Annotated in this window: 26 protein-coding genes, 1 pseudogene and 1 riboswitch; of the genes and pseudogenes, 9 read left to right on the top strand and 18 right to left on the bottom strand. The window is 69.7% G+C overall.

Going from position 1 to position 25,479, the window contains the following annotated elements; all coding sequences use genetic code 11:
* The first annotated feature begins 99 nt into the window (after nucleotides 1–99).
* The gene (locus FHX80_RS16360) at nucleotides 100–567 is read left to right on the top strand and encodes a BP74-related protein (protein WP_145764852.1); all 468 of its coding nucleotides are present in this window, start codon (nucleotides 100–102) and stop codon (nucleotides 565–567) included.
* Between the two features lie 96 nt (nucleotides 568–663).
* Here the strand turns inward: FHX80_RS16360 and FHX80_RS16355 are convergent, their stop codons facing one another.
* The 6 genes from FHX80_RS16355 to FHX80_RS16330 all read right to left on the bottom strand — a co-directional run bounded on the left by FHX80_RS16355 (nucleotide 664) and on the right by FHX80_RS16330 (nucleotide 3,500).
* Nucleotides 664–1,269 (bottom strand): Uma2 family endonuclease, encoded by a 606-nt coding sequence (locus FHX80_RS16355; RefSeq protein WP_145764851.1) that lies wholly within the window; start codon nucleotides 1,267–1,269, stop codon nucleotides 664–666.
* Between the two features lie 118 nt (nucleotides 1,270–1,387).
* Nucleotides 1,388–1,642, bottom strand: a complete 255-nt coding sequence (locus tag FHX80_RS16350; protein WP_145764850.1) for a hypothetical protein — start codon at nucleotides 1,640–1,642, stop codon at nucleotides 1,388–1,390.
* Nucleotides 1,588–1,947 (bottom strand): hypothetical protein, encoded by a 360-nt coding sequence (locus tag FHX80_RS16345; protein WP_145764849.1) that lies wholly within the window; start codon nucleotides 1,945–1,947, stop codon nucleotides 1,588–1,590. Before FHX80_RS16345 ends, FHX80_RS16350 begins: the two co-directional genes overlap by 55 nt.
* A gap of 199 nt (nucleotides 1,948–2,146) precedes the next feature.
* Nucleotides 2,147–2,971 carry an inositol monophosphatase family protein gene (locus FHX80_RS16340; protein ID WP_145764848.1) on the bottom strand — a complete coding sequence of 275 codons (825 nt, stop codon included), beginning with the start codon at nucleotides 2,969–2,971 and terminating at the stop codon, nucleotides 2,147–2,149.
* A gap of 54 nt (nucleotides 2,972–3,025) precedes the next feature.
* The gene (locus FHX80_RS16335; protein WP_145764847.1) at nucleotides 3,026–3,268 is read right to left on the bottom strand and encodes a hypothetical protein; all 243 of its coding nucleotides are present in this window, start codon (nucleotides 3,266–3,268) and stop codon (nucleotides 3,026–3,028) included.
* Complete coding sequence (locus FHX80_RS16330) at nucleotides 3,258–3,500, bottom strand: hypothetical protein (RefSeq protein ID WP_145764846.1); 243 nt, start codon at nucleotides 3,498–3,500, stop codon at nucleotides 3,258–3,260. The genes FHX80_RS16335 and FHX80_RS16330 overlap by 11 nt, the downstream gene beginning before the upstream one ends.
* Nucleotides 3,501–3,613: 113 nt before the next feature.
* On the opposite strand from FHX80_RS16330, the pseudogene FHX80_RS16325 reads away from it, so the two are divergent.
* Nucleotides 3,614–4,455: pseudogene (locus FHX80_RS16325) on the top strand (helix-turn-helix domain-containing protein).
* Nucleotides 4,436–4,762, top strand: coding sequence for a DUF397 domain-containing protein (locus FHX80_RS16320; RefSeq protein WP_145764845.1), 327 nt, complete (start codon nucleotides 4,436–4,438; stop codon nucleotides 4,760–4,762). Before FHX80_RS16325 ends, FHX80_RS16320 begins: the two are co-directional and overlap by 20 nt.
* On the opposite strand, the gene FHX80_RS16315 is transcribed toward FHX80_RS16320, so the two are convergent.
* The 3 genes from FHX80_RS16315 to FHX80_RS16305 all read right to left on the bottom strand — a co-directional run bounded on the left by FHX80_RS16315 (nucleotide 4,743) and on the right by FHX80_RS16305 (nucleotide 7,359).
* On the bottom strand, nucleotides 4,743–5,132 hold the full coding sequence (locus FHX80_RS16315; RefSeq protein ID WP_145764844.1) for a VOC family protein: 390 nt from the start codon (nucleotides 5,130–5,132) through the stop codon (nucleotides 4,743–4,745). The two genes, FHX80_RS16320 and FHX80_RS16315, sit on opposite strands and share 20 nt — an antisense overlap.
* 137 nt (nucleotides 5,133–5,269) lie before the next feature.
* The gene (locus tag FHX80_RS16310; RefSeq protein WP_145764843.1) at nucleotides 5,270–5,737 is read right to left on the bottom strand and encodes an RICIN domain-containing protein; all 468 of its coding nucleotides are present in this window, start codon (nucleotides 5,735–5,737) and stop codon (nucleotides 5,270–5,272) included.
* A 215-nt stretch (nucleotides 5,738–5,952) separates the two neighbouring features.
* Nucleotides 5,953–7,359: a ricin-type beta-trefoil lectin domain protein gene (locus FHX80_RS16305; RefSeq protein ID WP_167523558.1), complete on the bottom strand. Its 1,407-nt coding sequence runs from the start codon at nucleotides 7,357–7,359 to the stop codon at nucleotides 5,953–5,955.
* Nucleotides 7,360–7,801: 442 nt separating this feature from the next.
* Between FHX80_RS16305 and FHX80_RS16300 the strand changes: the two genes are divergently transcribed.
* Together FHX80_RS16300 and FHX80_RS16295 are read left to right on the top strand one after the other, a co-directional pair.
* Nucleotides 7,802–9,223, top strand: coding sequence for a DUF6056 family protein (locus FHX80_RS16300; protein WP_167523557.1), 1,422 nt, complete (start codon nucleotides 7,802–7,804; stop codon nucleotides 9,221–9,223).
* Between the two features lie 89 nt (nucleotides 9,224–9,312).
* Nucleotides 9,313–9,882 carry a mycothiol transferase gene (locus FHX80_RS16295; RefSeq protein WP_145764840.1) on the top strand — a complete coding sequence of 190 codons (570 nt, stop codon included), beginning with the start codon at nucleotides 9,313–9,315 and terminating at the stop codon, nucleotides 9,880–9,882.
* Nucleotides 9,883–10,266: 384 nt separating this feature from the next.
* Here FHX80_RS16295 and FHX80_RS16290 read toward each other — a convergent pair whose 3' ends face one another.
* Nucleotides 10,267–10,635, bottom strand: a complete 369-nt coding sequence (locus FHX80_RS16290; protein ID WP_145764839.1) for a VOC family protein — start codon at nucleotides 10,633–10,635, stop codon at nucleotides 10,267–10,269.
* Nucleotides 10,636–11,125: 490 nt separating this feature from the next.
* On the opposite strand from FHX80_RS16290, the gene FHX80_RS16285 reads away from it, so the two are divergent.
* Nucleotides 11,126–11,947, top strand: coding sequence for a hypothetical protein (locus FHX80_RS16285; RefSeq protein ID WP_208764671.1), 822 nt, complete (start codon nucleotides 11,126–11,128; stop codon nucleotides 11,945–11,947).
* 672 nt (nucleotides 11,948–12,619) lie between these two features.
* Here the strand turns inward: FHX80_RS16285 and FHX80_RS16280 are convergent.
* The 5 genes from FHX80_RS16280 to thrC all read right to left on the bottom strand — a co-directional run bounded on the left by FHX80_RS16280 (nucleotide 12,620) and on the right by thrC (nucleotide 18,832).
* Nucleotides 12,620–14,578: a glycosyl hydrolase family 28-related protein gene (locus tag FHX80_RS16280; RefSeq protein ID WP_425281686.1), complete on the bottom strand. Its 1,959-nt coding sequence runs from the start codon at nucleotides 14,576–14,578 to the stop codon at nucleotides 12,620–12,622.
* 64 nt (nucleotides 14,579–14,642) lie between these two features.
* Nucleotides 14,643–16,268 carry a chaperonin GroEL gene (gene groL, locus FHX80_RS16275; protein WP_145764836.1) on the bottom strand — a complete coding sequence of 542 codons (1,626 nt, stop codon included), beginning with the start codon at nucleotides 16,266–16,268 and terminating at the stop codon, nucleotides 14,643–14,645.
* Nucleotides 16,269–16,589: 321 nt separating this feature from the next.
* Complete coding sequence (locus tag FHX80_RS16270) at nucleotides 16,590–16,796, bottom strand: cold-shock protein (protein ID WP_003967346.1); 207 nt, start codon at nucleotides 16,794–16,796, stop codon at nucleotides 16,590–16,592.
* Nucleotides 16,797–17,229: 433 nt separating this feature from the next.
* The gene (locus FHX80_RS16265) at nucleotides 17,230–17,508 is read right to left on the bottom strand and encodes a MoaD/ThiS family protein (RefSeq protein ID WP_145764835.1); all 279 of its coding nucleotides are present in this window, start codon (nucleotides 17,506–17,508) and stop codon (nucleotides 17,230–17,232) included.
* 31 nt (nucleotides 17,509–17,539) lie between these two features.
* On the bottom strand, nucleotides 17,540–18,832 hold the full coding sequence (gene thrC, locus FHX80_RS16260; protein ID WP_145764834.1) for a threonine synthase: 1,293 nt from the start codon (nucleotides 18,830–18,832) through the stop codon (nucleotides 17,540–17,542).
* Between the two features lie 17 nt (nucleotides 18,833–18,849).
* A riboswitch (SAM riboswitch) is annotated at nucleotides 18,850–18,976 on the bottom strand.
* 153 nt (nucleotides 18,977–19,129) lie between these two features.
* Here thrC and FHX80_RS16255 point away from each other — a divergent pair.
* Both FHX80_RS16255 and FHX80_RS16250 read left to right on the top strand, forming a co-directional pair.
* The gene (locus FHX80_RS16255; RefSeq protein ID WP_145764833.1) at nucleotides 19,130–20,080 is read left to right on the top strand and encodes a glucosyl-3-phosphoglycerate synthase; all 951 of its coding nucleotides are present in this window, start codon (nucleotides 19,130–19,132) and stop codon (nucleotides 20,078–20,080) included.
* A gap of 57 nt (nucleotides 20,081–20,137) precedes the next feature.
* Entirely contained in the window at nucleotides 20,138–21,529 is a 1,392-nt protein-coding gene (locus tag FHX80_RS16250) for an alpha,alpha-trehalose-phosphate synthase (UDP-forming) (protein WP_145764832.1), read from the top strand.
* On the opposite strand, the gene otsB is transcribed toward FHX80_RS16250, so the two are convergent.
* The 3 genes from otsB to FHX80_RS16235 all read right to left on the bottom strand — a co-directional run bounded on the left by otsB (nucleotide 21,506) and on the right by FHX80_RS16235 (nucleotide 24,279).
* The gene (gene otsB, locus FHX80_RS16245) at nucleotides 21,506–22,363 is read right to left on the bottom strand and encodes a trehalose-phosphatase (protein ID WP_145764831.1); all 858 of its coding nucleotides are present in this window, start codon (nucleotides 22,361–22,363) and stop codon (nucleotides 21,506–21,508) included. The two genes, FHX80_RS16250 and otsB, sit on opposite strands and share 24 nt — an antisense overlap.
* A 336-nt stretch (nucleotides 22,364–22,699) precedes the next feature.
* Nucleotides 22,700–22,969, bottom strand: coding sequence for a DUF3263 domain-containing protein (locus tag FHX80_RS16240; RefSeq protein WP_145764830.1), 270 nt, complete (start codon nucleotides 22,967–22,969; stop codon nucleotides 22,700–22,702).
* 32 nt (nucleotides 22,970–23,001) lie between these two features.
* Entirely contained in the window at nucleotides 23,002–24,279 is a 1,278-nt protein-coding gene (locus tag FHX80_RS16235; RefSeq protein WP_145767330.1) for an ABC transporter substrate-binding protein, read from the bottom strand.
* A gap of 286 nt (nucleotides 24,280–24,565) precedes the next feature.
* Here FHX80_RS16235 and FHX80_RS16230 point away from each other — a divergent pair, with 286 nt between their 5' ends.
* Nucleotides 24,566–25,474 (top strand): SIS domain-containing protein, encoded by a 909-nt coding sequence (locus tag FHX80_RS16230; RefSeq protein WP_145764829.1) that lies wholly within the window; start codon nucleotides 24,566–24,568, stop codon nucleotides 25,472–25,474.
* Nucleotides 25,475–25,479 lie beyond the last annotated feature (5 nt).

Genomic DNA, 25,479 nt, shown 5'->3' with positions numbered 1-25,479 from the left:
GTCCCCCAGAGCGCCATCAATCACTTTCCGTACCCGGTAACCTACAGTGCGTCACGAAAGCCATGATCGACATGGCTCTTACGCACTCATGGAGATCTCGTGCGAAGCACGTTCACCAAGCTGGGAAGCCTCGCGGCCGCGGCAATGCTCGGCTTCACCGTCGCGCAGCCCGCCCAGGCGGAGCAGCACACCACCGGCGAGAAGCGGGCCGCGGCCGTGACGCCCGCCTACTTCGAGATGACTGACGGCTACAGCCGCAAGAACCTCGTCGTGAAGCTGGTGAAGGAGGCCCAGATCGACCACGCCCGCGAGCTGGTCAGCGGTGCGACGTACGAGCGGCCGCACCTGATCGGCCGCCTCAGCAAGCGCCAGGCCGACTACAGCCCGAACTACAACTTCCACTTCGAGCCCGACAGCGTCGGCTTCTTCGACTACGCCATCGAGGTGTGCGACGCGACGCTGCAGTACACCGAGGACAACCTCGACGAGGTCGGCGGCCCGTTCCTGCCCGGCCGCATCTACTGCCCGTGGAGCTCACGCCTCATCAAGGAAGTCCCCGCGCCGTAAGGCACCGCGCAGGCCGGACGGACAGCAAAAGAACCGGACGGACAGCAACAGAAGGGGCGCCACCCAGGCCGGGGTGGCGCCCTCATCCGTTCCCGCTCAGACCGGGAACCCGTCGGTGGGCAGCGTCGTGCCGAAGGGCTCGGGCAGCGTGAGCGGCTTCCCGAACGGCACCGCGTCGGAGCGCTTGAACGTGCCGTCCTCGTTCGGCTCGGTGAACAGCGTGGCCATCGCGCCACGGATGTCGAACCGGTCGATCAGCAGATACATGGGCACACCCGCGCGCGCATAGGCGCGGTACTTCTTCGTACGGTCCTCCCCGGCGTTGCCCTTCGACGTGATCTCGACGATGAGGAGTGCCTCGGAGGCATCCATCGGATCACTGGTGTCGGAATCAACGGTGTCGATCAACTCGGCAGGCATGACCACGAGATCGGGCACATACAGCTTGCCGAGGGGCGCCACATGCACACCCAAGGTCTGATAGATCTCCAGTTCGTCAGGCAGATTCGCGTAGAGCCGGCGCTGCACCTTGGCAGCGATGCCGCTGTGATGCGGATGAGGCGGCGGTACCAAGACGATCTGCCCTTCGTCGATCTCGGCGCGCCACCCCTCGGGCACGTCCAGTTCCTGCCAGGTATGAAGCAGGTAGTCCCACGGGCGGCCTTCAGAGTCCTGCTGGTGCTCGACCATCGCGGCGGTCATCGCGGGTCCCTTCTCCTGAAGCCTGTTCGGGGAGCGCAGATCAACGGTTTCGCGGCGCGGGGCCGCTTCCATCAGCGTCCCACGATCGTGTACCGGACGCACCGAACGCTCCCCCTGTTCACCGGTCGGAAGGGGCGGGTTCGACCGACCGGCTCGCCTGGACGGTCACCAGCGCGATCCCCGCGCAGCACACCGCCAGGAGCAGCAGTTCGGCGAGCGAGGGGGCGGGTGCGGTGTCCAGGGCCCAGTCGCCGAGGCGGACCGTGAAGGGAACGGCGAGTTGGACGGCGGCCGTGAACACCGGGCCGCGGAGCACGATCAGCCGGTGCTGTACGAGGTAGGCGGGGGCGTAGACGACCGCGCCGAGCACCACGATCCCGCCCGTCGCGGCGAGGGTCGGGGGTGGGCGATCAGCGCGGGCAGGGCCATGGGGAGCAGCAGACAGGTTGCCGCCGCGAGCAGCACGGGCAGGACGGCCAGCGGCGGCAGCCCTGACAGCCGGCCCCGGTACAGGAACCCGTACACCGCGAACGCCACCGTCGCCGCCGCCACCAGCAGCAGCCCCACCGCGTCCAGGTCCCCGGCGTCCGCGCCCAGTGCCGCGTAGCCGACCGCCGCCGCGCAGGCCAGGGCCGCGCCCGCCGCCTTGCGGGGGCCGGACCGTGCGCCGAAGAACACCGGACAGCAGCCAGGTGCCGGAGAGCAGCAGGACGAGAACAGCCGGCATCGCTGGCCTTTCGTCGAACGGGGGCGGACGGGCCGGAAGGGCAGGACATGCCGGAAGACAGGACGGGCAGGACGGGCAGGACGGGCAGGACAGGCAGGACGGGCAGGACAGGCAGGACGGGCAGGACAGGCAGGACGGGCAGGACGGGGCCTAGCGCCCGGCCGGAACCTGGTTCCTGATCATCTCCAGCAGCAGGTCGTGCGTCTCCCGGTCGGCCGCCACCACCAGACCGCCCGCACCGGTGTGCGGCCGCCCACCGTGGATACCGGTCACCACGCAGCCCGCCGCCTCGCACAGGGCGATACCGGCGGCGAAGTGCACGCTGTCGCGCAGCCGGCCGTCCGTGACGTAGGCGGCCCTGCGCCCGGCCGCGACCCAGGCCACGGCGAGGGTGCTGGAGACGACGCGCGGCCGGAAGTGCTCCGCGAACTCCGGTGCGGCCAGCAGGCCGACCGCCCGGAAGTCCGGTGCGTTGGGGAACGGCGGGTCGAGGTTGACGTCCACCAGCCGGGACCCGGACGAGGGCACCAACGCCTCGTCCGCACCGCCTGTACCGCCCCTGCGCAGACGGGCGCGCTCGCCGTCCGTCCAGAACACCTCACCGCTGAACGGGTCGGCCGACGCGGCCGCCGTGATCCCGGACCCGTCGCGCAGGGCGACGTTCACCGCGACCAGCATGGTGTTCACGGCGTAGTTCAACGTGCCGCACAAGGGGTCGACCAGCCAACGGCGTTCCGCGCCGTCCGCGCCGGTGCGGCCGCTCTCCTCACCCGTCACCGCGTCATCGGGCCGGGCGGTGCGCAGGACATCGAGAATGGCCTTCTCCGCGGCGAGGTCGGCGGCCGTCGCGAAGTCACCGCCGGGCTTGGCGAACCGCTCCGGCGATGTCCCGTACATGTCCCGGACCACCGCCGCTCCCGCCTGTACCGCCCTGACGGCCAGTTGTGCGTCGGTTTCCATGTTCATGCTCAGCATGTGTGCAGGCTATCCGCGCCCGTTCCCGCCGCGGCCCGGCACCCCGTCGCACCCTCACCGCGGCAGTTGTCCCTCCCGGTTGACCTCGGTCACCCGCGCCCGGAGCACCAGCCCCGGCGGGGCCGGCCGGACGGATTCGGGCGGGCAGTCCCACTCGGAGCCCCCGCCGGGCGGCCGCAGCTGCACATACGGCCCGACGCGCCCCATCACCCGGCCCACGCGCCCGTCCCGCACATCCACGGCGAACGTCCCCGGCTCCGGCGTACACGCCTCCGGCTCACCGCCTTCAACCACCATGACCGGTCGCCTTTCCGTCGAGCACACTGCTCAGCCGCCGCACCGTGTCGAGGTTGCAGCGCCCCAGATCGACCAGCACGGCCGGCCCGCTTCCCGCGCACGAGACCGGGTCGACCCGCAGCGACGGCAACGTGATCCCGACCCCCGCGAACCCTTCCCGCAAGCGCGCCACCACCTCCTCGGCCTCCCGCACTCTGCCCGCCGCCACCCTGCGTCGCTCCGTAGTCGTCATGATCCATTCCTTCCACGCTGAGTAACGTCAATGCATACCCAGCGTGTCTAATCTCTCGTTAGCCTGGAAGAGGTGCAGTTCCAACAACCGCACGTGCATCACAGGGAGTTGTCATGCCGGGTCCCAGAAAGCTCGATCCCTCCTCCTCGCCACGCGCCCTTCTGGGTGCCGAACTCCGCCACCGGAGAGAAGAAGCCGGCCTCTCGCAGTCGGACCTGGGCGCCCCGCTCTTCCTCAGCGGCTCGTTCATCGGACAGCTGGAGTCCGGGGTGCGGCGCATGCAGATGGACCAGGCGGAGAAGTCGACGAGATCCTTGGCGCGGACGGCTTCTTCGTACGCAACTGCGCGGCGCTGAAGGCGTCGAAGTACCCGGAACACTTCGCGCGGGCCGCCGAGGCGGAGGCCCGCGCGGAGACCATCCGGGAGTACGCGCCGCAGCTCATCCCGGGCCTGTTGCAGACGGAGGCGTATGCGCGGGCGGTGTTCTGGGCGTACCAGCCGACGGCTGCCGAGTCAGTGATCGACGAGCTGGTGACGACACGGTTGGAGCGCACCCAGCTGCTGACCGATCCAACGGTCCCCATGTTGTGGGTGGTGCTGGACGAGGCCGTGTTACGTCGGAGGGTGGGCGGCCCCGGGGCAATGGCGGCGGCACTTCGCCATGTCGCGGAGCTGGTCAGGCAGCACCGGATCGTCGCTCAGGTGCTGCCGTTCCCGGAAGGCGCGCATGTGGCGCTGGAAGGGTCCCTCAAGCTCATGGCGTTCCCGGACGCGCCGCCGCTCGCGTACGTCCAGGGCCTGGGTACAGGACAGTTGCAGGACGATCCGGCCACGGTCCGCCGGTGTGAGCTGACCTACGATCTACTGGTGGCCAGCGCAATCTCACCGGCAGCGTCCCTGGCCTTGATCGAGTCGGCGGCGGAGGAATACGACCATGAAGTTGAGCGATTCTGACTACGACCTGACCACGGCGATCTGGCACAAGTCCTCATACAGCGGAGGAAGTGGCGGTGACTGCGTGGAGGTCGCGACCTGGCGCAAGTCCTCGTACAGCGGCGCGAGCGGCGGTGACTGTCTGGAGGTCGGCAGCTGGCGCAAGTCCACACACAGCGGCGGCGACGGCGACTGCCTGGAAGTCCTCGACGGTGTCCCCGAGGTCGTCCCCGTCCGCGACTCCAAGGTGAGCGACGGCCCGGCGCTGATGTTCCGTGCAGGCGCCTGGCAGTCGTTCGTCACCGATCTCAAGCGCGCATGTGCGTGAGCTGGATCAGGTTGCCGCAGGTGTCGTCCAGAACCGCAGTGGTGACCGGGCCCATCTCCATCGGCTCCTGCGTGAAGCGCACCCCGAGCCCGCGCAGCCGGTCGAACTCCGCCTGCACGTCGTCCACGGCGAAGGAGGTGGCCGGGATGCTGTCCTTGACCAGCGCCGTCTTGTACGGCTTCGCCGCGGGGTGGCCGTCGGGTTCCAGCAGCAGTTCGGTCCCGTCGGGGTCCTCCGGCGAGACCACGGTCAGCCACCGGTCCGCACCGACCGGGACATCGTTCTTCTTCACGAAGCCCAGCACGTCCGTATAGAAGCGCAGGGCCTTCTCCTGGTCGTCGACGAAGACGCTGGCCAGGTGGATCCGCATGAGTGCTCCCTAGTGTGTCGGGCCCGAGGCATCGGGACACGATGCGCTCGGGGGGTTCCGTGGTCGGATCATTTCATCAGGACTTGTGTCGGGCCCGGGGCTCAAGCACCGGGCCCGACGCGTGCACCGGACAGCCCCTAGCCGAGCCGCTCCAGGAACCACTCGGGACGGCCCTGCCCGGCCAGCACGGCCCGGTCACCGTTCGGGGTGAGCGTGCCCATGTACGGGGCGTCCCCCAGCCTCAGGACAACAAGGCGGCTGTCGGAGGGACCATCGATCACCCACTGGTCCGGGGAGTTGCCGCACCGGTCGTCGAACACGTTCGGAGGGAAGATCTTCAACGGCGAGAGTGCGAGGCAGCGGTTCTCGTCGTTCGCCTCGCGGATCTGCACCGTGCCGTTCGACAGGTTGACGAGACGCCATCCGGCGTTGGGTCCGCAGTCACCGAGCTCTCCACCGATGTAGCCCTCGCTGTTCTTCAGACACTTGCCGTCCTGGGCGCTGTGGATGCGGTAGAGACCGTTGTCGACGGCCTGGGAGGGGGTGGCGAGCGCGACAACGGCGACGGCGGACGCGACCGGCGAAAGGATCGAGCGGATACGCACGGGACTCCTCGTAGAGGTGTGAGGGGGGAATTGCGAGCACGGGCCGCGTGGCCCGCGTCGCCTCCAAGATCGCAACCAACCGAGATCCGGCCCCGCCAACGCCACACCGTCAACCGGGGCGCACTCGCAGCAGACCGGCGCATTCACCGCTTTCGCGTACGCCGTGCAACCGTGGCGGCCCGCCCACGCGGCAAGGGCCGCACCCGCGTCCCGCGCTACGCGGCAGGCAGCGCGCTTCCTCCGTACCAGCTCAGCTCCGGCCGGAGCGGAGAGCACGGCCTCAGGAGCAGCCTCGGGTGCCGGACCGCCAAGTCGTCCTGGAACAGACAGCTTCCACCTGGTTCGTCTCCGCCCGACTGGCCTCCGCTCGGGCGGCCTCCGCCCGACTGCATTACTGCGGACTGGATTCTGCCGTCCTTGCCCTGGCGCCATTCCTGGTGCGGACGGCCGTCACACGTCAGCAGGGTGACCCGCCGGGAGTCCGCGGTGAGGCACAGTCGCGCGCCCTTCGACTCGATGGTTCCGGCGTTGATGCGCCACGACTGGTCGGCCCTGCCAATGCAGTCGGATGTGCCTACTTCCATGGCCTCGGGTGAGCCTTTCGCGTCACCCACCGAACCGAGGCAGAGCTCGTGCCGTCCCGCTCCGTTCGCGCGGCCGATCGCCGACACGATCTCTCCCGGCCCGGACGTCGGCGGCTTCAGGGAGTACTCCCGGCGCGCCCACTCCAGGTACTTCCCGCCCATGTAGTGGCCGGGCGGGCACGCCTTGGACTCGCACCCCGCGCCGCGCCGATAGGACTGGAAGATCGCGTCCTTCTGACGGGCCAGGATCGGGCCCAGGTTTTCGGGGAGGCGGGACATGTCGTATCCGAGATATCCCGTCACCCCGATCCGGGGGCTGTCCGGGAGGCCGAACGCGACGCGCCGGAAGTACCTGGCGGCCACTCCGTGGTCGCTGTGATCGGCCCCCGGCGTGTACGTGTGCCCGAAGGACGTGTTGTCGTAGTCCAGGGTCAGCACGCGCCTGATGCCGTCCTGCCGGGCGAGCGCGGTGAGGGAATCGATGAGCTGCCGCTCCGTGTAGCTCTGCGCCCCGTCCACCGGCCGAATGTCCCTGATCTCGCCACGGAAGAGTTTCAGCAGGCTCTGGTGGGCGTGCCTCGGATATCCGCTGCCGACGGGGTTGCCATCAGGAAGTCTGAGGAAGGAAAGCCGCACACCGGTCTTGCCGTTCAAGGTGTACGAGGCGATGGTGCGGTTCCCCACGTGGACGTCATGCCGTGTCCAGCGGTCCGGGACGCCCGCCATCTCCGCGTAGGCCGCTCGGACGCCTTCCTCCCTCTCCTGTACGTAGTCGCCCCCGGCGTAGGACCGGCCGGCGTCCCCGGCGGTCAGGTAGACGGTGCTGAACGCACATTGCGGACCCATCGCCCGCTGCATCTCCGGATTGACGAACAACAGGTCGTCGTCCTCGTGTGCCACGCCCACCATCGTGCGCCCACAGACTTGGGCGCCGCTCTTCCCGCCGGATGCGCCGGGTCCGTCGAGGAGCGCGACGGCACGGTTCTCGGACATTCCGGCGGGCCGGCCGAGAACCAGGAAGAGAAGAACAACACTCACCGTCAGACAGGTCGTGCCCCAGAGCAACAGCTTCCATCTGCCCTCGCCCGCACCCTTCTTCCGACCCGCACGCACCACTCGCATCCCGGTCTCACCGCCTCGCTCGCCGCCGTCGTACCCCGATTCGTCCGATGCTCGGCGCGGTCCGCCCTTCCCACCGGACAGCCGGGCCGGGCCGCCACCGACTCCCACCCGAAGAACGCATCGGAGTAGACCGTTCGCGTTGCTTCGAAGCGGAGTTCGCGTGTGCGGAAACCCGGCCGCCGAACGGGTGAGGTACTGCGGACAAGAAGGAAATTGGCAGCCGCCAGGATGTGACGCATCGGCCCGGAGCCGATCCGGATCGCCGGTGGCCGATCGAGGATCGAGGGCGGGTTCCGCAGTGGGAGAAGGAGAGCGGTCGGCGTACGCGAACGGTCCCGAGCGCAGGAGGCCATGGGCTGTGCCACGGGCCGTGCCATGGGCGTACGTCCTCTGCCTGTTCCCGTTGGGGCTCCTCGCGGTCGCCGCGTACTTCGCCCGCTGGGTGCGCCCGAGCGGCGACGAGTGGTGCTTCCTGCCGGTCATCCGGGATCACGGATTCTCCGGGATGGTCAGGAAGTTCTACATCGACGACAACGGGCGCGTCATGAACGGCGTGCTGGTCTGGCTCTACGGCAGGTCCGGTGTGTCGGGGCAGCAGTGGTTCGCCCCGCTCAGCGCCGTGTTCGTGCTGGGGGTCCTGTGGGCGGTGCTCGCGCTGGCCCTGCGCAGGGCGGTCATGACGGTGCCGCGCGGGATCCCGCTGTGTGTGGCGTCCATGGTGGCGGTGGTGTTCCTGCTGGGGTCACCCAACACGTACAAGACGTTCTACTGGCCCGCCGCGTCCGTCTCGCACACACTGCCCCCGGTGCTCGCCTGCGCGGCGGTGATTCCGTTCCTGCTCGCGCGTTCGCGCCGGGGGACGGCGGTAGCGCTGGGCATCGGCGTGATCATCGGCCTCTGCGTCGGGACGCTGTCGGAGCAGACCACGATCGTCGTGCTGGTGGTGCTGTTCGCCGCACTGGTCATGACCTTCTGGACGGCGGGCGAACAGCGGCGCCGCCGGCTGCGGGTCGGGTTCGCGGTGGGTATGGCCGCGACGGTGGCCGGGGCGCTGATCCTGGTGACGTCACCCGGGTCTCGGCACCGCAGGAGCCGGGGTGCGGCGAAGGACACCTCGCTGATCGCTCCGGAATCGCTGGCCGGGGCCGCCCGGAGCTTCGGGCACATCATGATCGACACGTTCTCCTCATGGCATTACCTGGGGGCGATCGCGGCCGGTGTCCTGCTCGGCCTGGTGATGCGCGGCCCCGGCGGCGCCAGGCCGGGGCCGCCACGCCGCCCGGTGCTGCTGGTGTGCGCCGGAGCGGTCACGTTCCTGGTGGCCGGCTGTCTCGCCGCGCTCCTCGCGTATCCCGTCTTCCACGCCGGGGTGGCGACCTCCACCCGGCTCTGGAACGACTTCCTCTTCCTGTACGTCGTCCTGCTCACCGGTCTCGGCACGCTGCTGGGGCAGGCGCTCCAGGGAGTCCGGCTGCACCGGACGCACGCCGGCGCACTGCGGCTGGCCGCCGCGACGGTGTGCGCCGCCGTGTGCGTCGGGCTCGCGCCCCCGCTCGTCGAGCTGGGCGACCAGATGCGGACGCGGGCGCACAACTGGGACCGCCAGGACGCCTGGCTGCGCGCCCGGGTGGCACAGGGGGCGCGGGTCCTGCCGTACGCGCCGTTGCCCATCGCCAAGATGACGGAACCGTTCAACAACGGGCGAAGAAGCTGGACAACGACGTGCGTGGCCCGCTACTACCGCCTGAAACAGGTGGAATACACCCCGCTGGTGCCCTGACCGAAGCACGCGGTCCTCGTCGGCCGAACCTCCAATTCCGCGCGCCCCGGCCGCAAATCACTGGCGAGCGCGGGCCCTCACCGACCACCATGGCACGCATGAGCGACCAACCCGCACGTTGGAGCCAGGCGACCGTCTACCCCGACATGTGGGCCGACCCCGACGACGACCCCCGCAACAGCGAGGGAACCAGCCCGGACGGCGAACTCCCCACGCTCCAGGACTTCATGAAGGACTACCGCCTGACCCTGCGGATGAAGTGCGAGGGCCTGGACGCGGAACAGCTGGCCCGTCGGCCGGTTCCGCCGTCGACGATGTCGCTGCTCGGCCTCGTCCGGCACCTCGCCGAGGTGGAACGGGACTGGCGCAACTGGATCAGCGACGGCGAACCGCTGCCGAAGCTGTACGGCAAGCGCGACGCGGACTTCGCCGGCGCCGTCGCCGACCGGACCGTGGTCGAGTCCGCGTACGCCGACCTGGCCCGCGAGCAGGCCGCGACGGACGCGGCACTGGCCGCCCACCCGGACCTGGGTACACGCCTGGGCAAGGACGGCATCGCGGTACGGGAGTTGATGGTGCACCGGATCGAGGAGTACGCCCGTCACTGCGGCCACGCCGACCTGCTGCGCGAGTGCGTCGACGGACGCGTGGGCCAGTAGGGAGGGACCGGGTTGCCCCCGCCTCTCCTGGGGGCAACCCCGGTCCGGGACGCGCCTCCGGGGGCGCCCGCGATCCGGGACCGCCCCTCCCCCGTCGGTCCGGGCCACCTGCAACGCCCCTGGCCCGGAACCGTAAGAGGAACCAGGGCGCCTCGGGACCGTCCGGTGTGGACCTCGGCCGCCCGGCCCGGCCGCGCGCCGGTTCTTCAGGTGGGCAGCGCCGCGTTCGACGGGGACGCGTGCGGCGGCCAGGGCCCCGTACTGGCCCCGCCCGCGCCACCCACCTGTCTCGCGCGCTGCTCGTCCTGACGACATCGAGGCCGCTACCGACCATCGATCTCTACCGCGGGTAGCCCACGATCAGCGCTTGCCCCCGGAACAGCGTCACCCGGCCGGGACCGGCTGAGTGAGGTTCACCGCGTTGCCGTCGGGGTCCTGGATGTGGGCGACGCGCTGTCCCCACGGCATGTCCTTGGGGTCGCCGCCGACCGACCCGCCCAGGGCCTCCACCCGGCCGAGCGTCTCGTCGACGTCGTCGACAGCGATGCTGAGCAGGATCCGCGACGCATCCCCGGTCCCCGGGTCCTTCTTGGCCACCAGCCCGAGGTCGGTGTCGCCGATGCGCAAGCCGAGGTAGAAGACCGGGCCCTTCGCCGGTACCCGGAAGATCTCCTCAGCGCCGAACAATTTCGTATAGAAGCCGATCAGAACGTCAAGGTCGGTGGTCACGATCACTGGCTGAATGGTGGACATGGCACTCCTGTCGAGAACGGTCGTGTCCATAGGTAGACCGTTCGAGGACGGTGAACTCATCGGCACGACCACTCCTGCCGGACGATCTGCCACACAGACTGCCGCCGACGACCAGTGGGCGGAGAGCATGGCGGGCGGAGAGCATGGCGGGGCGGGGCCCTGCTCCCGTAGGCGACCCGCCTCCAGCTCGTGCCGCCCGTCCGGCTCGGAGCTCAAGTGTCGAGATCCGAGCGCTCTTTCAGCGGAACGGGCGGAGGGATTGAATACCCACCCACCCACCCTGACCGGCGGGTTGACCATTCGTGACCGACTTGCGACGGAAGGTAGCGACGCTCTAGCGTCAGCCAAGACACGACGGCCCCCGCCGGTGCGGAAACACCGAACAGGGGCCTGACCACTTCGATCGTTAAGGCCCGATCTCATGGCTGTCAGCCAGCTTAGTGCTGCCCCTTCCCCCGCGCCCGTAACGCCGACCGCGCTTGACCACCCGATGGCCAACCCCGGGTACGGCAAGCGTTCGGCCCCGGACCAACGCCCCCGCACCGGACATGACTTCGTCCATCTCCTCCCTCGCGATGCCGCCATCGCCGCGTACGTCGACGGCCTGTGCGACGGGGCCGACATCTCCGTGAAGAGCCTCGCCAAGGTGCTCCCGTACGGGCAGTGCGCCCTGCGCACCACACTGAACCGGCTCCAGGAAGCAGGTCACCTGCGCCGGGGCAGCGAGTGCATCGCCACCGAGACGGCACTGATCTGGGTGACCCGGACATTCTTCTCCCGCACCTCACGCGACAACGCCTGGTGGGCAGCCTTCACCAGGGGCGACGCACCCCCACAGACACCCCAACACCCCACCCGATCACGCTCGTTCATCCTCCTCGCCGCACTCGGCCGCAACGCGCCCGCCCTGATGCTGTCCCAGGCGGACTGCCTCGCACTGGAACCACAGGTGAGCGAATGGTTCGAGCGCGGCGCCACCGAAACAGAGATCCTGCACGCGCTGACCCAGGGCCTGCCCTCACCCATCCACCACGCCGCCGCACTCATCCGCCGACGCCTGCGCGACAAACTCCCACCCCTGCGCGCGACTCCCCCGACCCCCCGCGTCGTCCTGCGCACCCTGGAATGCAGCGAATGCCGCGCCCCCGGCAGCGCACAGGCCATGCCGGGCGGCGTATGCGGCACCTGCCGCGGCAACCCCCACCCCACCCCCACCGGCCCCACCAACGCCGTACCCCAACAAGGCGTACGAGCACGCATGAACGCAGTACGCGCGGGACTGGTACCCCGAGCAGACCGGCCCCATCAGTAGGGTGCGGGCCGCCCGTTGATCTCCTAGCCCGCTGGATCGCAACCGCTGGAGACTGGTTTTCACCGGATTTCGGTGGGGAGCGGCGGGGGGGACGAGCGAAGGGCATGAAGAGGACCGGCACCGCGCAGGGGGCGGACACACCCGATGCGGGCATGACCCCGCCGCCCCGGTCGAGGATCGGCGGGACCCTGCTGATGGGTGGGGCGCTGATCGTTCTTTCCCTGGCCGCCGCACTGACCTGCTATTCCGCCTTCACCAGCTGGCTGCCCACCGATCGCGCCCGGCTCCAGGAGTACAGGACGGCCGCGCCGTGCCCCCGGGGGGGGTCAGCTGCGCCGTCGTGGGCCTGCTGACCGTGTGGAACGGCCTTCCGTTGCTACTCGTGCCCGGTCTGCGGGACGACCGTCGCGCTCACGGCGTGGTTCCTCCACCAAGATCTGCACAAGCGACGGGTCGGACCGTAGCGGATCTGCCCGGTCGAGGACCGCAGTCGCCTCGCCCCGCCCTGTTCTTCGCCGACGAACCGGGACGGCCCGCGCCTGCTGACACACCGAACCGGCCGAGCCGCACAGGGCGGCCCAGCCGGTCGTCAGCGCGGCCCGCCGATGCGTGCCGCCGCCAAGGTGTTCCTCTCCCCCACCCGGCTGCCCTTCGCTCTTCCGCCGGTCCGCGTCACCAACTTCCCGGTGCGGGCGGCGGGACGACCTCCGGGCGGTCGTCGCAGGTGATCGTGTTGGGGAGCAGCCAGGGAGCCAGCCAGCCGCCGTCGTTGCCGCCCAGGTCCGTGAGTGCGAACTCCGATCCCGTCGCGGGGAAGTTGAACGAGCCGCAGTTGTTGACGCCCACCGCGCCCACGTTTCGCGCGTCCACGTTCTCGAACGTCGCGCCGCCCGCCGCGCGGGCGCTCACCACCGAGGTGCCCGTGCCGTCGACCTTGAGGTCCTTGAAGCGGACGCCCTTGATGACGTACTGGTTCTTCACACCCCAGTCGGAGACCAGCATGATCGCGTTGTAGGTGCTGTCGAGGAAGTTGTTGCCGGTGACCCTGATGTCCGCGTCGATGCTCTTGTCGAGGGCGAAGATCCACAGGGCGCCGAGGCCGATGTTCCAGTTGAGTTCGTACGTACCGGAGCGGACCGTCGTGTTGGCCGTCAGGTTCAGCTTCCCGGCGAAGGGCTCGGCGCCGAAGCGGGAGCCGATGTGCAGCGCGCTGCCCTCGCGGATCGGGTCGGCGACCAGGTTGTTCGAGACGGTGTTGTCGGTGCCGCCGTAGATCGCGATGCCGTTGGCGAGGACCGGGGTCTGGACGGTGTTGTGGTCGAAGGTGTTGCGGGCGTTCGCCGTCTTCTCCGACCACATCGCGAGGCCGTCGTCGCCGGAGTTGCGTACGAAGGTGTGGGCGACCCGTGAACCGGTCACGCCGGTATGGAAGTTGATGGCGTCGGCGATCTGGTCGACGATGATGTTGCCGGTGATCCGCAGGTTCGACATCGGGCCGTCGAACCACATGCCGACCTTGGTGTGGCTGATGTGCAGGCCCTCGATGGTCGAGTCGCTCAGTGCGCCGCCGATGCCGCTGACCTGGTCGGTGTCGATGCGTTCGCGTACGTCGCCCTCGATGGCGAAGCCGGACAGATGGACGTTGCGGCTGCCGCCGCCCGCCGCGTCCTTGCCGTAGAAGCCGACGCCGGTGTGGACCGAGCCGTCGGGGGCCGGGGTGGCGAGTGCCGTCTCGCGGCCCTTGATCTTCGTGTACCAGTTGCCGGCACCGACGATCGTGACGTCGTCCACGACGATGTGCCGGTTGACCTGGTACGTGCCCGGCGGGATGTACACCTTGAGGTGGGTGCGCCGGGCGACCGCGATGGCCTTGTCGATCGCGGTCGCCGAGTCGCGCCGACCGGTCGGATCGGCCCCGAACGCGCGGACGTTGGCGGCGAGCAGCTCGACGCGCGGGAGGCCGACCAGCTCCGAGTCCAGCAGGTCGATGGCCGTCCACGCGGCCCGGCTGCCGGCCGGGACGGTGAGCCGTACGGTGTCGCCCGCACGGTACGTACGGCCCAGCAGGAGGCGCTGCTCGTCGTAGAAGTGGCTGGGCCGGTACGGCTTCGCGATGACCGGGGCCGGGGTCGTCTCGCTGGGCACGCAGGAGCACTCGGTGATCCACCAGTCGGGGTGGAGCAGCCCCGCGGACGGGTCGTTGGAGAACGGGTACTGGTTGTACAGCCACGCGTACTGCGAGGTCAGCGTCATCGTGGAGCGCTTCTTGCCGTTCACCGCGACATCGAGCGGTGCGGTGATCCCGCCGCCGTTCGGGGCGTCCGGGATGCTGTACCGCACGGTGATCGCGTTCGCCGCGCGCGGCAGCGTGAACTCGACGTGCTCGCCCGGCTCCAGGCTGACCGCCTTACGGCCGGACGCCTCGGCGGGCAGCGTGTACGCGGCGCGGCCGGGGCCGATGACCGTGCCGTTGGTCGTGGCGTTCTCGGCCTCCTGCTCGACGAAGGCCACATCCGCGCCCCGGCCGGCCACGAGCGCCGGATCGAGGGCGGCCCGGGTCACCGCGGGGGTGGCGGCAGAGGTGGATCCCGTACGAGGGGTGCACGCACGACGTCGGCCCCCGGGGATCACTCCCCGGGGGCCGACGTCGTACAGCTACAGCTAAGGCTGTGCAGGAACTACCGATCCGTCAGGATCAGAAGTCCATGTCACCGCCCGGCATGCCGCCCGGAGCGCCGCCGGCAGCGGCCTTCTCCGGCTTGTCGGCGATGACGGCCTCGGTGGTGAGGAAGAGCGCGGCGATGGACGCGGCGTTCTGCAGGGCGGAGCGCGTGACCTTCGCCGGGTCGAGAATGCCCTCGGCGATCATGTCGACGTACTCGCCGGTCGCGGCGTTGAGGCCGTGACCGATCGGCAGGTTGCGCACCTTCTCGACGACGACTCCACCCTCGAGACCACCGTTGACGGCGATCTGCTTGAGCGGGGCCTCCAGCGCCAGCTTGACGGCGTTGGCGCCGGTCGCCTCGTCACCCGAGAGGTCCAGCTTCTCGAAGACGGCCGAGGCCTGGAGCAGAGCCACGCCACCACCGGCGACGATGCCCTCCTCGACGGCGGCCTTGGCGTTGCGCACCGCGTCCTCGATGCGGTGCTTGCGCTCCTTGAGCTCGACCTCGGTCGCGGCACCGGCCTTGATGACGGCCACGCCGCCGGCCAGCTTCGCGAGGCGCTCCTGGAGCTTCTCGCGGTCGTAGTCCGAGTCGGAGTTCTCGATCTCGGCACGGATCTGGTTGACGCGACCCTGAACCTGGTCGCTGTCACCGGCGCCGTCGACGATCGTCGTCTCGTCCTTGGTGATGACGACCTTGCGGGCGCGGCCGAGCAGGTCGAGACCGGCGTTCTCCAGCTTGAGGCCGACCTCCTCGGAGATGACGGTGCCACCGGTGAGGATGGCGATGTCGCCGAGCATGGCCTTGCGGCGGTCACCGAAGCCCGGAGCCTTGACGGCGACGGACTTGAAGGTGCCACGGATCTTGTTGACGACCAGGGTCGACAGGGCCTCGCCCTCGACGTCCTCGGCGATGATCAGCAGCGGCTTGCCGGACTGCATGACCTTCTCCAGCAGCGGAAGGAGGTCCTTCACGTTGCTGATCTTCGAGTTCACGATCAGGATGTACGGGTCGTCCAGGGACGACTCCATGCGCTCCATGTCCGTGGCGAAGTACGCCGAGATGTAGCCCTTGTCGAAGCGCATACCCTCGGTGAGCTCGAGCTCCAGACCGAAGGTCTGGGACTCCTCGACGGTGATGACGCCTTCCTTGCCGACCTTGTCCATGGCCTCGGCGATGAGCTCGCCGATCTGGGTGTCAGCGGCGGAGATGGAGGCGGTCGAAGCGATCTGCTCCTTGGTCTCCACGTCCTTGGCCTGCTCCAGGAGGGCGGCGGAGACGGCCTCGACGGCCTTCTCGATGCCCCGCTTGAGAGCCATCGGGTTCGCACCCGCGGCCACGTTGCGCAGGCCCTCGCGGACGAGCGCCTGAGCGAGAACGGTGGCGGTGGTCGTACCGTCGCCGGCGACGTCGTCCGTCTTCTTGGCGACCTCCTTGACCAGCTCCGCACCGATCTTCTCGTACGGGTCCTCCAGCTCGATCTCCTTGGCGATGGAAACACCATCGTTGGTGATCGTGGGGGCGCCCCACTTCTTCTCAAGGACGACGTTGCGGCCCTTGGGGCCGAGGGTGACCTTGACGGCGTCGGCGAGCTGGTTCATGCCGCGCTCAAGACCGCGCCGGGCCTCCTCGTCGAACGCGATGATCTTGGCCATATGAAGTGGTCCTCCCGGACAGGGGTGGATTTCTCCGGACCGAGTGGCGCCCGCGACGGACGGCCTGCCGCCTGCCGGTTCCTTGCCCCGACAGACCTGCGGGCCTCACCGGCCCGGTCCAAGTTTCTGTCACTCTCACCCGGAGAGTGCTAAGCCCAATGATTAGCACTCGACCCCCGAGAGTGCAAGCGTCCCCCTCCGGAGTGTGGACAACCGGACAACCGTCCAGGGGGCGAAGGAGTCCGGACGCACGGAGGGCCCGTACCCCAGGGGTACGGACCCTCCGTGCGTGAGTAGCGTCGTTGGCCAACCGTGCCGAGCTCAGCCGACAGCGAGCTTGACCATGTCCGCCTGCGGCCCCTTCTGGCCCTGCGAGATCTCGAATTCAACTCGCTGACCCTCTTCGAGGGTGCGGTATCCGTCCATCTGGATCGCGCTGTAGTGGACGAAAACATCCGCACCACCGTCGACCGCGATGAAGCCGTACCCCTTCTCCGCGTTGAACCACTTGACGGTGCCCTGAGCCATGCCCAACTCCCCTATTACTGGCCCTTGCACAGGACCGCACTTCGCGGTCCCGGGTCAGAACTCACCCTCCGACAGGAGAGAGCGTGTGCGCCGGAACGCGTTGACCGCGGCCGAATGTATCTGCCCAACTGCCCTCTGCAACAGGTCAATCGGACGAGAATTCTGGGCAGCACCGATCGCCCGAACATGAGGAACTCGTAGGATTCCGGGGCAAGTCGGGCCAGGCAAAGGCGACTTATGGCGCAAGGAGATCGGGCACTTTGGCTGCATCTTGTCGTGGCGAGGCGCATTCTCATATGCGGGCGGCACGGGCAGCGGAGGGGACTTCCCACACTGTACCGCGCTCAATCATTCGGAATTGCCCCCTCCGCTTCTTTCGCGGAGGGGGCAATCCGGTGACGCGGTGATGTGGGACCGCCCGGGTCCCTGGGGGTCAGCAGCCGCCGGCGACGGCCGGGATGATCGAGATGCCGGCGCCGTCCGGGGTGACCGCTTCCAGGCCGCCCTCGAAGCGCACGTCGTCGTCGTTGACGTACACGTTCACGAAGCGGCGCAGCTTGCCCTGGTCGTCCAGGACGCGGGCGGCGATGCCCGGGTGGTTGTCCTCCAGGGACGCGATGACCTGGGAGAGGGTCGCGCCCTCGGCCGGGACCTCGGCCTGGCCGCCCGTGTAGGTGCGGAGGATGGTGGGGATACGGACCTTGACGCTCATGGTGGGTGCCCTTCCTGGAGTCTCGGGTGGGTCAGCTGTTGCCGAGGCCGGCGGCGCGGAAGGCGTCCAGGCTCGGGCGGATCGTCGCCGTCGCCTGCGAGGTGGCGGCCACCGCGTCCAGCGTCTTGAGGCCGTCACCCGTGTTCAGGACGACGGTGGTGAGCGACGGGTCGAGCAGACCGGCCTCGATCAGCTTCCGCGTCACACCGACCGTCACCCCGCCCGCGGTCTCGGCGAAGATGCCCTCGGTACGCGCCAGGAGCTTGATCGCGTCGACGACCTGCTCGTCGTTGACGTCCTCGACGGCGCCGCCGGTGCGGCGGGCGATGTCCAGGACGTACGGGCCGTCGGCCGGGTTGCCGATCGCCAGGGACTTGGCGATCGTGTTCGGCTTCTGCGGGCGCACCACGTCGTGACCGGCCTTGAAGGCGACGGAGACCGGGGAGCAGCCCTCCGCCTGGGCTCCGAAGATCTTGTACGGCTTGTCCTCGACCAGGCCGAGCTTGATCAGCTCCTGGAGGCCCTTGTCGACCTTCGTGAGCTGCGAGCCGGACGCGACCGGGATGACGATCTGGTCGGGCAGCCGCCAGCCGAGCTGCTCGCAGATCTCGTACGCGAGCGTCTTGGAGCCCTCGCCGTAGTACGGGCGCAGGTTGACGTTGACGAAGCCCCAGCCCTCGCCGAGCGGGTCGCCGATGAGCTCCGAGCAGAAGCGGTTGACGTCGTCGTAGTTGCCCTCGATGCCGACCAGCTCACCGCCGTACACCGCGGCCATGACGACCTTGCCCTGCTCCAGGTCGTGCGGGATGAACACACAGGACCGCAGGCCGGCGCGGGCGGCGGCGGCGCCCACCGCACCGGCGAGGTTGCCGGTGGAGGAGCAGGAGAGCGTGGTGAAACCGAAGGCGCGGGCGGCCTCGACGGCGATCGCGACGACACGGTCCTTGAAGGAGTGCGTCGGGTTGCCCGAGTCGTCCTTGACGTACAGGCCGCCGGTGACACCCAGTTCACGGGCGAGGTTGTCGGCCTTGACCAGCTTGGTGAAGCCGGGGTTGATGTTGGGCTTGTCCGCGACATCGGCGGGGACCGGCAGCAGCGGCGCGTAGCGCCAGATGTTGTCGGGGCCGGCCTCGATGCGCTTCTTCAGCTCGTCCGGGGAGCCGCTCGGCAGGTCGTACGCCACTTCGAGCGGCCCGAAACAGGTCGCACAGGCGAAAAGGGGACCGAGCTCGAATCGCTCTCCGCATTCGCGGCAGGAAAGCGCCGCGGCGGGACCAAGGTCCACAGAAGATTCGGTGTTTGCTGCAACAGTCTCAACAGCCATGATGGCGAGGCCCTTTCTCCTCATCTTCCTCGTGACGCATTTCGCCACAAGACGGAATTGGCACCTTCCCCACCTGACCTCGCGGTCGGCGGGAGGGTTGCCGGGACTTCAACGGGCCGTTCCCTCTGTCCCTCTGGATGAGCGCTATGGCACTGGACCAATGGTCCAGGCGTTTATGGGCGGAAGGACCCCGGCATGCCAGGGCCATCTGCGTTGTTCAAGACTGTAACCGAAGCATCGGACTGTTGAGATGGACGTCCGAACCGCGAGATGGATCACATACAGGGAGTATCGACCGTGCTGGAAGAGGTCGAAGGCTGGCTGACCAGGCGTTCCTGGTCAGCCGCCGACCGCCCGCTGGAACAGCTCCTGGCGGCCAGGGACGGCGACCCGCACCGCGGGAGCGTGAGTGTCGTACTGCCCGCGCTCAACGAGGCGGCGACGGTCGGTGACATCGTCGGAACGATCCGGCGCGAGCTCATGGAGAAGGTCCGGCTGGTCGACGAACTCGTGGTGATCGACTCCGGCTCCACGGACGCCACCGCCGAGATCGCCCGCCGGGCGGGCGCCCGGGTGATCCACCGGGACGCGATCCTGCCCCGCCTCCCGGCCGTCCCCGGCAAGGGCGAGGTGCTCTGGCGGTCACTCCTGGTGACCGGCGGTGACATCGTCTGCTTCATCGACGCTGACCTCAAGGACTTCTCGGCCGACTTCGTCTCCGGCATCGTCGGCCCGCTGCTGACCGACCCGTCGGTGCAGTTCGTCAAGGCGATGTACGACCGCCCCTTCGGGGACACCGCAGGCCAGGGCGGCCGGGTCACCGAACTGGTGGCGCGGCCGCTGCTCAATCTGCACTGGCCGCGGCTGGCCGGATTCGTCCAGCCGCTGGGCGGCGAGTACGCCGTGCGCCGCTCGCTGCTCGAACGGCTGCCGTTCCCGGTCGGCTACGGAGTGGAGCTGGGGCTGCTCGTCGACGCCCTGCACACGGTCGGCCTGGACGCGCTCGGACAGGTCGACGTCGGCGTCCGGAAGCACCGCCATCAGGACGGCCAGGCGCTCGGCCGGATGGCGGCGGCCATCTACCGGACCGCTCAGCTGCGGCTCTCCCGGGGGCATCTGGTCCGCCCCTCGCTGACCCAGTTCGAGCGCGGCGAGCACGGTTTCGTTCCGCACACCTACCCGGTGGACACCGAGGAGCGGCCGCCGATGTGCGAGATCGAGGAGTACGTCTCGCGCCGCGCGGCGTGACCGGGGCACGGCCGGACGCACGTTTGGACGGTTCGGGATCGGGCTAGATTCCGCAACATGGTCTCCGAGCACGCCCCTCAGCCCGCCGCCCAGGTACTCGTCGCGTCCAACCGCGGTCCGGTCTCGTACGCGCTGAACGAGGACGGCTCGCTCGAAGCGAAACGGGGCGGGGGCGGGCTCGTCTCCGGGCTGAGCGCGGTGGACGACAAGATGTGGGTGTGCGCCGCCCTCGGTGACGGCGACCGCGAGGCGGTGCGCCGCGGGGTCGGCGAGCCGGGCGTACGGATGCTCGACATCGACGCGGACGTGCACGCCGACGCGTACAACGGCATCGCGAACTCGGTGCTCTGGTTCGTCCATCACCTGCTCTACCAGACCCCTGTGGAGCCCGTCTTCGACGCGGAGTTCCGCCGTCAGTGGGCGGCCTTCGAGACGTACAACCGGGCCTTCGCCGAGGCGCTCGCCGAGGAGGCGGGCGAGGGCGCGGCGGTCCTGGTGCAGGACTACCACCTGGTGCTGGTGCCCGGAATGCTCCGCGAACTCCGCCCCGACCTGCGGATCGGCCACTTCTCGCACACCCCGTGGGCGCCCGTCGACTACTTCCGGCTGCTGCCCGACGACATCGCCGAGCAGGTGCTGCGCGGCATCCTCGGCGCCGACCGGGCGGCCTTCCTGACCCGGCGCTGGGCGGACGCCTTCATCGGCTGCTGCACGGAGATCCTGGGCGGCACCGGCCGCACCCGCATCGGCGTGCACGGGCTCGGCGCCGACGCGGACTTCCTGCGCCGGCGCGCGCACGAGGCGGACGTGGACGACCGGATGGCGGCGCTGCGCGAACAGGTGGGCCCCGACCGCAGGACGATCGTGCGGGTGGACCGTACGGAACTGTCCAAGAACATCGTCCGCGGGATGCTCGCCTACCGCGCCCTGCTCGACGAGCGGCCCGAGTGGCGCGGCCGGGTCGTCCACGTCGCGTTCGCCTACCCCTCGCGGCAGGACCTCGCAGTGTACCGGGAGTACACGGCCGAGGTGCGGCGCGTCGCCGCCGACATCAACGCGGTGCACGGGACGGCGGACTGGACCCCGGTCGTGCTCCACGTCAAGGACGACTTCGCCCGCTCGCTCGCGGCGTACCGGCTGGCCGACGTGGCGCTCGTCAACCCCATCCGGGACGGGATGAACCTGGTCGCCAAGGAGGTCCCGGTCGTCTCCGACCACGGCTGCGCGCTGGTCCTGTCGCGGGAGGCGGGGGCCTACGAGGAGCTGGGCGACGACGCCATCACGGTGAACCCGTACGACGTGTCCGCCACCGCCGACGCGCTGCACGAGGCGCTGACGATGGGGGACGACGAGCGTGCGGAGCGCACGGAACGGCTGGCCGCGGCGGCCACCGCGCTGCCGCCGCAGCAGTGGTTCCTGGACCAGCTAGAGGCGCTGCGCCAGGGCTGACAGGAATCCGACGACCGCCTCCGGCCCCGGCAACAACAGGTCGGCGCGCGCGGCCAGTTCGGGCACCTCCGCCTCGCCGCTGCAGATCAGCAGGCCGGGGGTGCCGTGGGGGCCCTCGGTGCGGAGCTTCTCCACGGCGGCGTAGGCGGCCAGGTCGCCCAGGTCGTCGCCCGCGTACAGCACGGACCCGGCGCCCGTCTCGCGTACGTACTCGGTGAGGGCGACGCCCTTGTCCATGCCCGAGGGGCGCAACTCCAGTACCAGGCGGCCCGGTTCGACGATCAGGCCGTGCCGGGCGGCGAGCTCGCCGAGGGGGCCGCGCAGGGCCTCGAAGGCTGCCTGCGGGTTCTCGGCACGGCGGGTGTGGACGGCGAGCGCCTGCCCCTTCTCCTCTATCCAGGTGCCGCGCCAGGAGTCGAACCTGTCGAGCATGCCGGGGAGTTCGGCCCGTACGGCGGCGACTCCGGGGTGCGGGGCGGGGGCGCGGACGGTGCCGGAGACGGCCTCCCAGCGTTCGGCGCCGTAGTGGCCGAGGACGACGAGGTGGTCCAGTCCCGCGACCCCGGCGAAGCCGCCGTAGCGGACCGCGACGCCGGCCGGGCGGCCGGTGATCACGGCGATCGACGCGACCCGGGGGGCGAGTGCGGCGAGCGCCTCGACGGTGCCGGGGTGGGCGCGGGCCTGTTCGGGGTCCGGGACGATGTCGGCGAGGGTGCCGTCGAAATCGAGCGCGATGACGGCACGGTCGGGGCGGGCGAGGAGAGCGGCGAGGCCCTCCTGACCGGCGGGGGTCGTCGGGGTCGGCAGGGATGGGGTGTGCGGATGGCTGCCCATGCGCCGAGCCTATAGACAACTCGGCCCCGTCGGCGTTCGAGGCACGGGGTCCGGGGCGGAGCCCGGGGAGTGGCCGAACCCTGCCGGTCACCGGAGCCCCGGGAGTCGGCCGAACCCGGGCGTCAGCGGAGTCCTGGGAGTCGCCGAACCCCGGGCGCCAGCGAAGCCCCGGAGTGGCCGAACCCCGGACGTCAGCGGAACCCCGGAACGGGCCGACCCCTGAACGTCAGCGAAGCCCCGGGAGGGGCCGAACCCCGGACGTCAGGAACCCCGGAAGGGGCCGAACCCTGCCGGTCACCGACACCCCTGGAGGGGCGTGACGGACGACCCCGCCGGTCACCGGCGCCCCCGCCTGGCCTCCCGCACCCGGCGCAGCCGGTTCACCGTGACCGGGTCGGCCTCCAGCGCCCGCCGGTCGTCCAGCAGCACGTTCAGCAACTGGTAGTAGCGGGTCGGGGAGATGCCGAGCTGCTCCCTGATCGCCCGCTCCTTCGCCCCGGGCCCCGCCCACGACTGCCGCTCGACCGCCAGGACCGCACGGTCCCGGTCGGAGAGTCCGGAAGACGGGGTGGGCTCGTCGGGGGCGTTCGGAGGAGGATCGTTCATATCAGCCAATATATTGCGCGGCCGGCGGACCGCTACTCCGCGTTCTCCGCCGCCGAGGACTCCTGCGATATGCGCTCCAGCACGCTCTCGGGGTTCGCTCCCCGCTCGACCGCCTTGCCGATGTTCTTCTTGATCGACTCGCTGGCCTGCGCCCAGGACGTCTTGCCGAACGGGTAGAACTCCGCGTTCGGCAGCGCGGCCAGGAACTTCCACAGCGGCTTGTACTTGGGGTCGGTCTCCATCGAGGCGGAGGCGGTGTCGGTGACCGGCAGCATGTCGTACGTATCGGCGAAGTCGATGACGTTCTTGTCGTCGAACATGAAGTCGAAGAACTTGCCGAGTTCGATCCGGTGGCCGTTCTGCTTGAAGCCCATGATCCAGTCGGCGACGCCCATCGAGCTGTTGGTGGGCCCGGCGATGCCGGGCAGCGGCACCATGCCGACGTCCACGCCCTGCTTCTCGGCCTCCTGCATCAGCGTCGGATGCCCGTTGAGCATGCCGACCTCGCCGCGGGTGAACGCCGCGAAGGCCTTCGCCCGGTTGAGTCCGGCGGGGGCGACGGGGCCGACGAGACCCTTGTCGACGAGGTTCGACTTCAGCCAGTTGAACGTCTTGATGTTCTCGTCCGAGTCGATGTCGTACGAGCCGACGTCGTCGGTGTAGCCGCCACCCCCGCTGAGCAGCCACATCAGGGTCTCGGCCTGGGACTCCTCCTGGCCAAGCGGCAGCGCGAACGGGACCTTCACGCCGTGCTGCTTGAGCGCGGTGGCGTCGTCGGCGATGTCGTTCCAGGTCTGCGGGGCGTCGAGGCCCGACTGGCTGAAGAGCTTCTTGTTGTAGAAGAGCAGCCGGGTGCTGGCCACGAACGGCAGTCCGTACTGGACCTGGCTGACCCGGCCCGCGTCCGCGAGGACCGGCAGGAAGTTCGCCTGGGTGCGGATGCTGAGCATCTGGTCGGCGGAGTACAGCTTCCCGGCCTTGGCGTAGTCGGCGTACGCGCCGATCTGCGCGATGTCGGGGGCCTTGCCGTTCTTCACCATCTCGGCGACGTCGCGGTCGATGTCCGTCCACGGGAGGACGGTCACGTCGACCTTGATGCCGGGGTGGGATGCCTCGAACCTCCTGGCGACCCGGTCCCAGTACTTGTCGGACTTGTTCGCCTCGCCCGTGCCATAGTCGGCCGCGACCAACTTCAGTGTGACATCGCCCGATTCGCCGTCACCGCCACAACCCGACAGTGCTGCCGTCATCCCCAGAGCGGCGACAGCCGCAGTCAGTCCCAAGTAACGCCGCTGCACAGCCCAGTCCATCCTGTCGATCGCGTCATCCACGACAACCACGTCCTCGTGGAGCACTTTGGATGAGGTGCGATCTTCCCCCACGACTTACGACGAGGTCTACACCATTGCGGTATCGCTTCAGCAACACAGCGGCATTGCACGGGACACGGAGTGACTGCTAAGTAGGTCTCGGTCAACCGGGTTCCGGCACCAGGCCTTTGGATCGGCCCCGATGGTCCGGACCATATATACCCGCACACTTGCGGTGCCTCTGCGCCGCCCCCGCCACCGCCCCTACCGCAAGGAGCCGTTCCGCATGTCCCGTACCGCATCAGAAATCGCCACCCAGCCCAACTGCTGGCGGCGCGCCGCCCAGGCGGGCGCGGTGGCCGAGGGGCTGCCGCGTCCGGGCGAGCGGGTCGCCGTCACCGGGTGCGGCACCTCCTGGTTCATGGCCATCGCCTACGCGGCGCTGCGCGAGGCGGCCGGGCAGGGCGAGACGGACGCCTACGCCTCGTCGGAGTTCCCGGCCGGGCGGTCCTACGACCGTGTGGTGGCCATCACCCGCTCCGGCACGACGAGCGAGGTGCTGGCGCTGCTCGGCGAGCTGCGCGGCAAGACCCCGACGGTCGCGCTGACCGCCGACCCGAAGACGCCGGTCATGGACGCGGCGGACACGGTGGCGGTACTGGACTGGGCCGACGAGGAGTCGGTCGTGCAGACCCGGTTCGCCACCACCGCGCTCGCCTTCCTGCGGGCCGGACTGGAGGCGTCCGGTCCGCTCCCGGCGGGCGTGAAGACGGTCGCCGAGGCCGCCGTCGACGCGGAGCTGGCGGTGACCGAGCCGCTGGACGAGGCGGTGGTCGCGGCCGAGCAGTGGACGTTCCTGGGGCGCGGCTGGACCTACGGCCTGGCGCAGGAGGCCGGACTGAAGATGCGCGAGGCGGCAGGGGCCTGGACCGAGTCGTACCCCGCGATGGAGTACCGCCACGGCCCGATCGCGATCACCGGGCCGAACCGGGTGGCCTGGGTGTTCGGCGCGCTGCCCGAGGGTCTGGCGGGCGAGGTCGCCGGGGTCGGCGGAACGCTCGTGGCCCACGCCGGCGCCGACCCGATGGCCGACCTGATCCGGGCCCAGCGGCTCGCGGTGGTGCTCGCGGAGTCGAAGGGGTACGACCCGGACCGCCCGCGCAACCTGTCACGCAGCGTGATCCTTCCGAACTAGGCGTA

Source organism: Streptomyces brevispora (assembly GCF_007829885.1).
GTDB classification, from domain to species: Bacteria; Actinomycetota; Actinomycetes; order Streptomycetales; family Streptomycetaceae; genus Streptomyces; species Streptomyces brevispora.
The sequence above is the reverse complement of the archived record's forward strand: the minus strand, read 5'-3'. Positions and strand labels throughout refer to the sequence as shown.

What these genes read in the sequence shown, in the direction of transcription:
- FHX80_RS16235 (WP_145767330.1), bottom strand. Translation starts at nt 24,279, where the DNA reads ATGGACTGGGCTGTGCAGCGGCGTTACTTGGGACTGACTGCGGCTGTC.
- FHX80_RS16335 (WP_145764847.1), bottom strand. Translation starts at nt 3,268, where the DNA reads ATGGTGGTTGAAGGCGGTGAGCCGGAGGCGTGTACGCCGGAGCCGGGG.
- FHX80_RS16320 (WP_145764845.1), top strand. Translation starts at nt 4,436, where the DNA reads ATGAAGTTGAGCGATTCTGACTACGACCTGACCACGGCGATCTGGCAC.
- groL (WP_145764836.1), bottom strand. Translation starts at nt 16,268, where the DNA reads ATGGCCAAGATCATCGCGTTCGACGAGGAGGCCCGGCGCGGTCTTGAG.
- FHX80_RS16230 (WP_145764829.1), top strand. Translation starts at nt 24,566, where the DNA reads ATGTCCCGTACCGCATCAGAAATCGCCACCCAGCCCAACTGCTGGCGG.
- FHX80_RS16285 (WP_208764671.1), top strand. Translation starts at nt 11,126, where the DNA reads ATGGCCAACCCCGGGTACGGCAAGCGTTCGGCCCCGGACCAACGCCCC.
- thrC (WP_145764834.1), bottom strand. Translation starts at nt 18,832, where the DNA reads ATGGCTGTTGAGACTGTTGCAGCAAACACCGAATCTTCTGTGGACCTT.
- otsB (WP_145764831.1), bottom strand. Translation starts at nt 22,363, where the DNA reads ATGGGCAGCCATCCGCACACCCCATCCCTGCCGACCCCGACGACCCCC.
- FHX80_RS16270 (WP_003967346.1), bottom strand. Translation starts at nt 16,796, where the DNA reads ATGGCTCAGGGCACCGTCAAGTGGTTCAACGCGGAGAAGGGGTACGGC.
- FHX80_RS16295 (WP_145764840.1), top strand. Translation starts at nt 9,313, where the DNA reads ATGGCACGCATGAGCGACCAACCCGCACGTTGGAGCCAGGCGACCGTC.
- FHX80_RS16355 (WP_145764851.1), bottom strand. Translation starts at nt 1,269, where the DNA reads ATGACCGCCGCGATGGTCGAGCACCAGCAGGACTCTGAAGGCCGCCCG.
- FHX80_RS16290 (WP_145764839.1), bottom strand. Translation starts at nt 10,635, where the DNA reads ATGTCCACCATTCAGCCAGTGATCGTGACCACCGACCTTGACGTTCTG.
- FHX80_RS16250 (WP_145764832.1), top strand. Translation starts at nt 20,138, where the DNA reads ATGGTCTCCGAGCACGCCCCTCAGCCCGCCGCCCAGGTACTCGTCGCG.
- FHX80_RS16315 (WP_145764844.1), bottom strand. Translation starts at nt 5,132, where the DNA reads ATGCGGATCCACCTGGCCAGCGTCTTCGTCGACGACCAGGAGAAGGCC.
- FHX80_RS16265 (WP_145764835.1), bottom strand. Translation starts at nt 17,508, where the DNA reads ATGAGCGTCAAGGTCCGTATCCCCACCATCCTCCGCACCTACACGGGC.
- FHX80_RS16330 (WP_145764846.1), bottom strand. Translation starts at nt 3,500, where the DNA reads ATGACGACTACGGAGCGACGCAGGGTGGCGGCGGGCAGAGTGCGGGAG.
- FHX80_RS16240 (WP_145764830.1), bottom strand. Translation starts at nt 22,969, where the DNA reads ATGAACGATCCTCCTCCGAACGCCCCCGACGAGCCCACCCCGTCTTCC.
- FHX80_RS16340 (WP_145764848.1), bottom strand. Translation starts at nt 2,971, where the DNA reads ATGCTGAGCATGAACATGGAAACCGACGCACAACTGGCCGTCAGGGCG.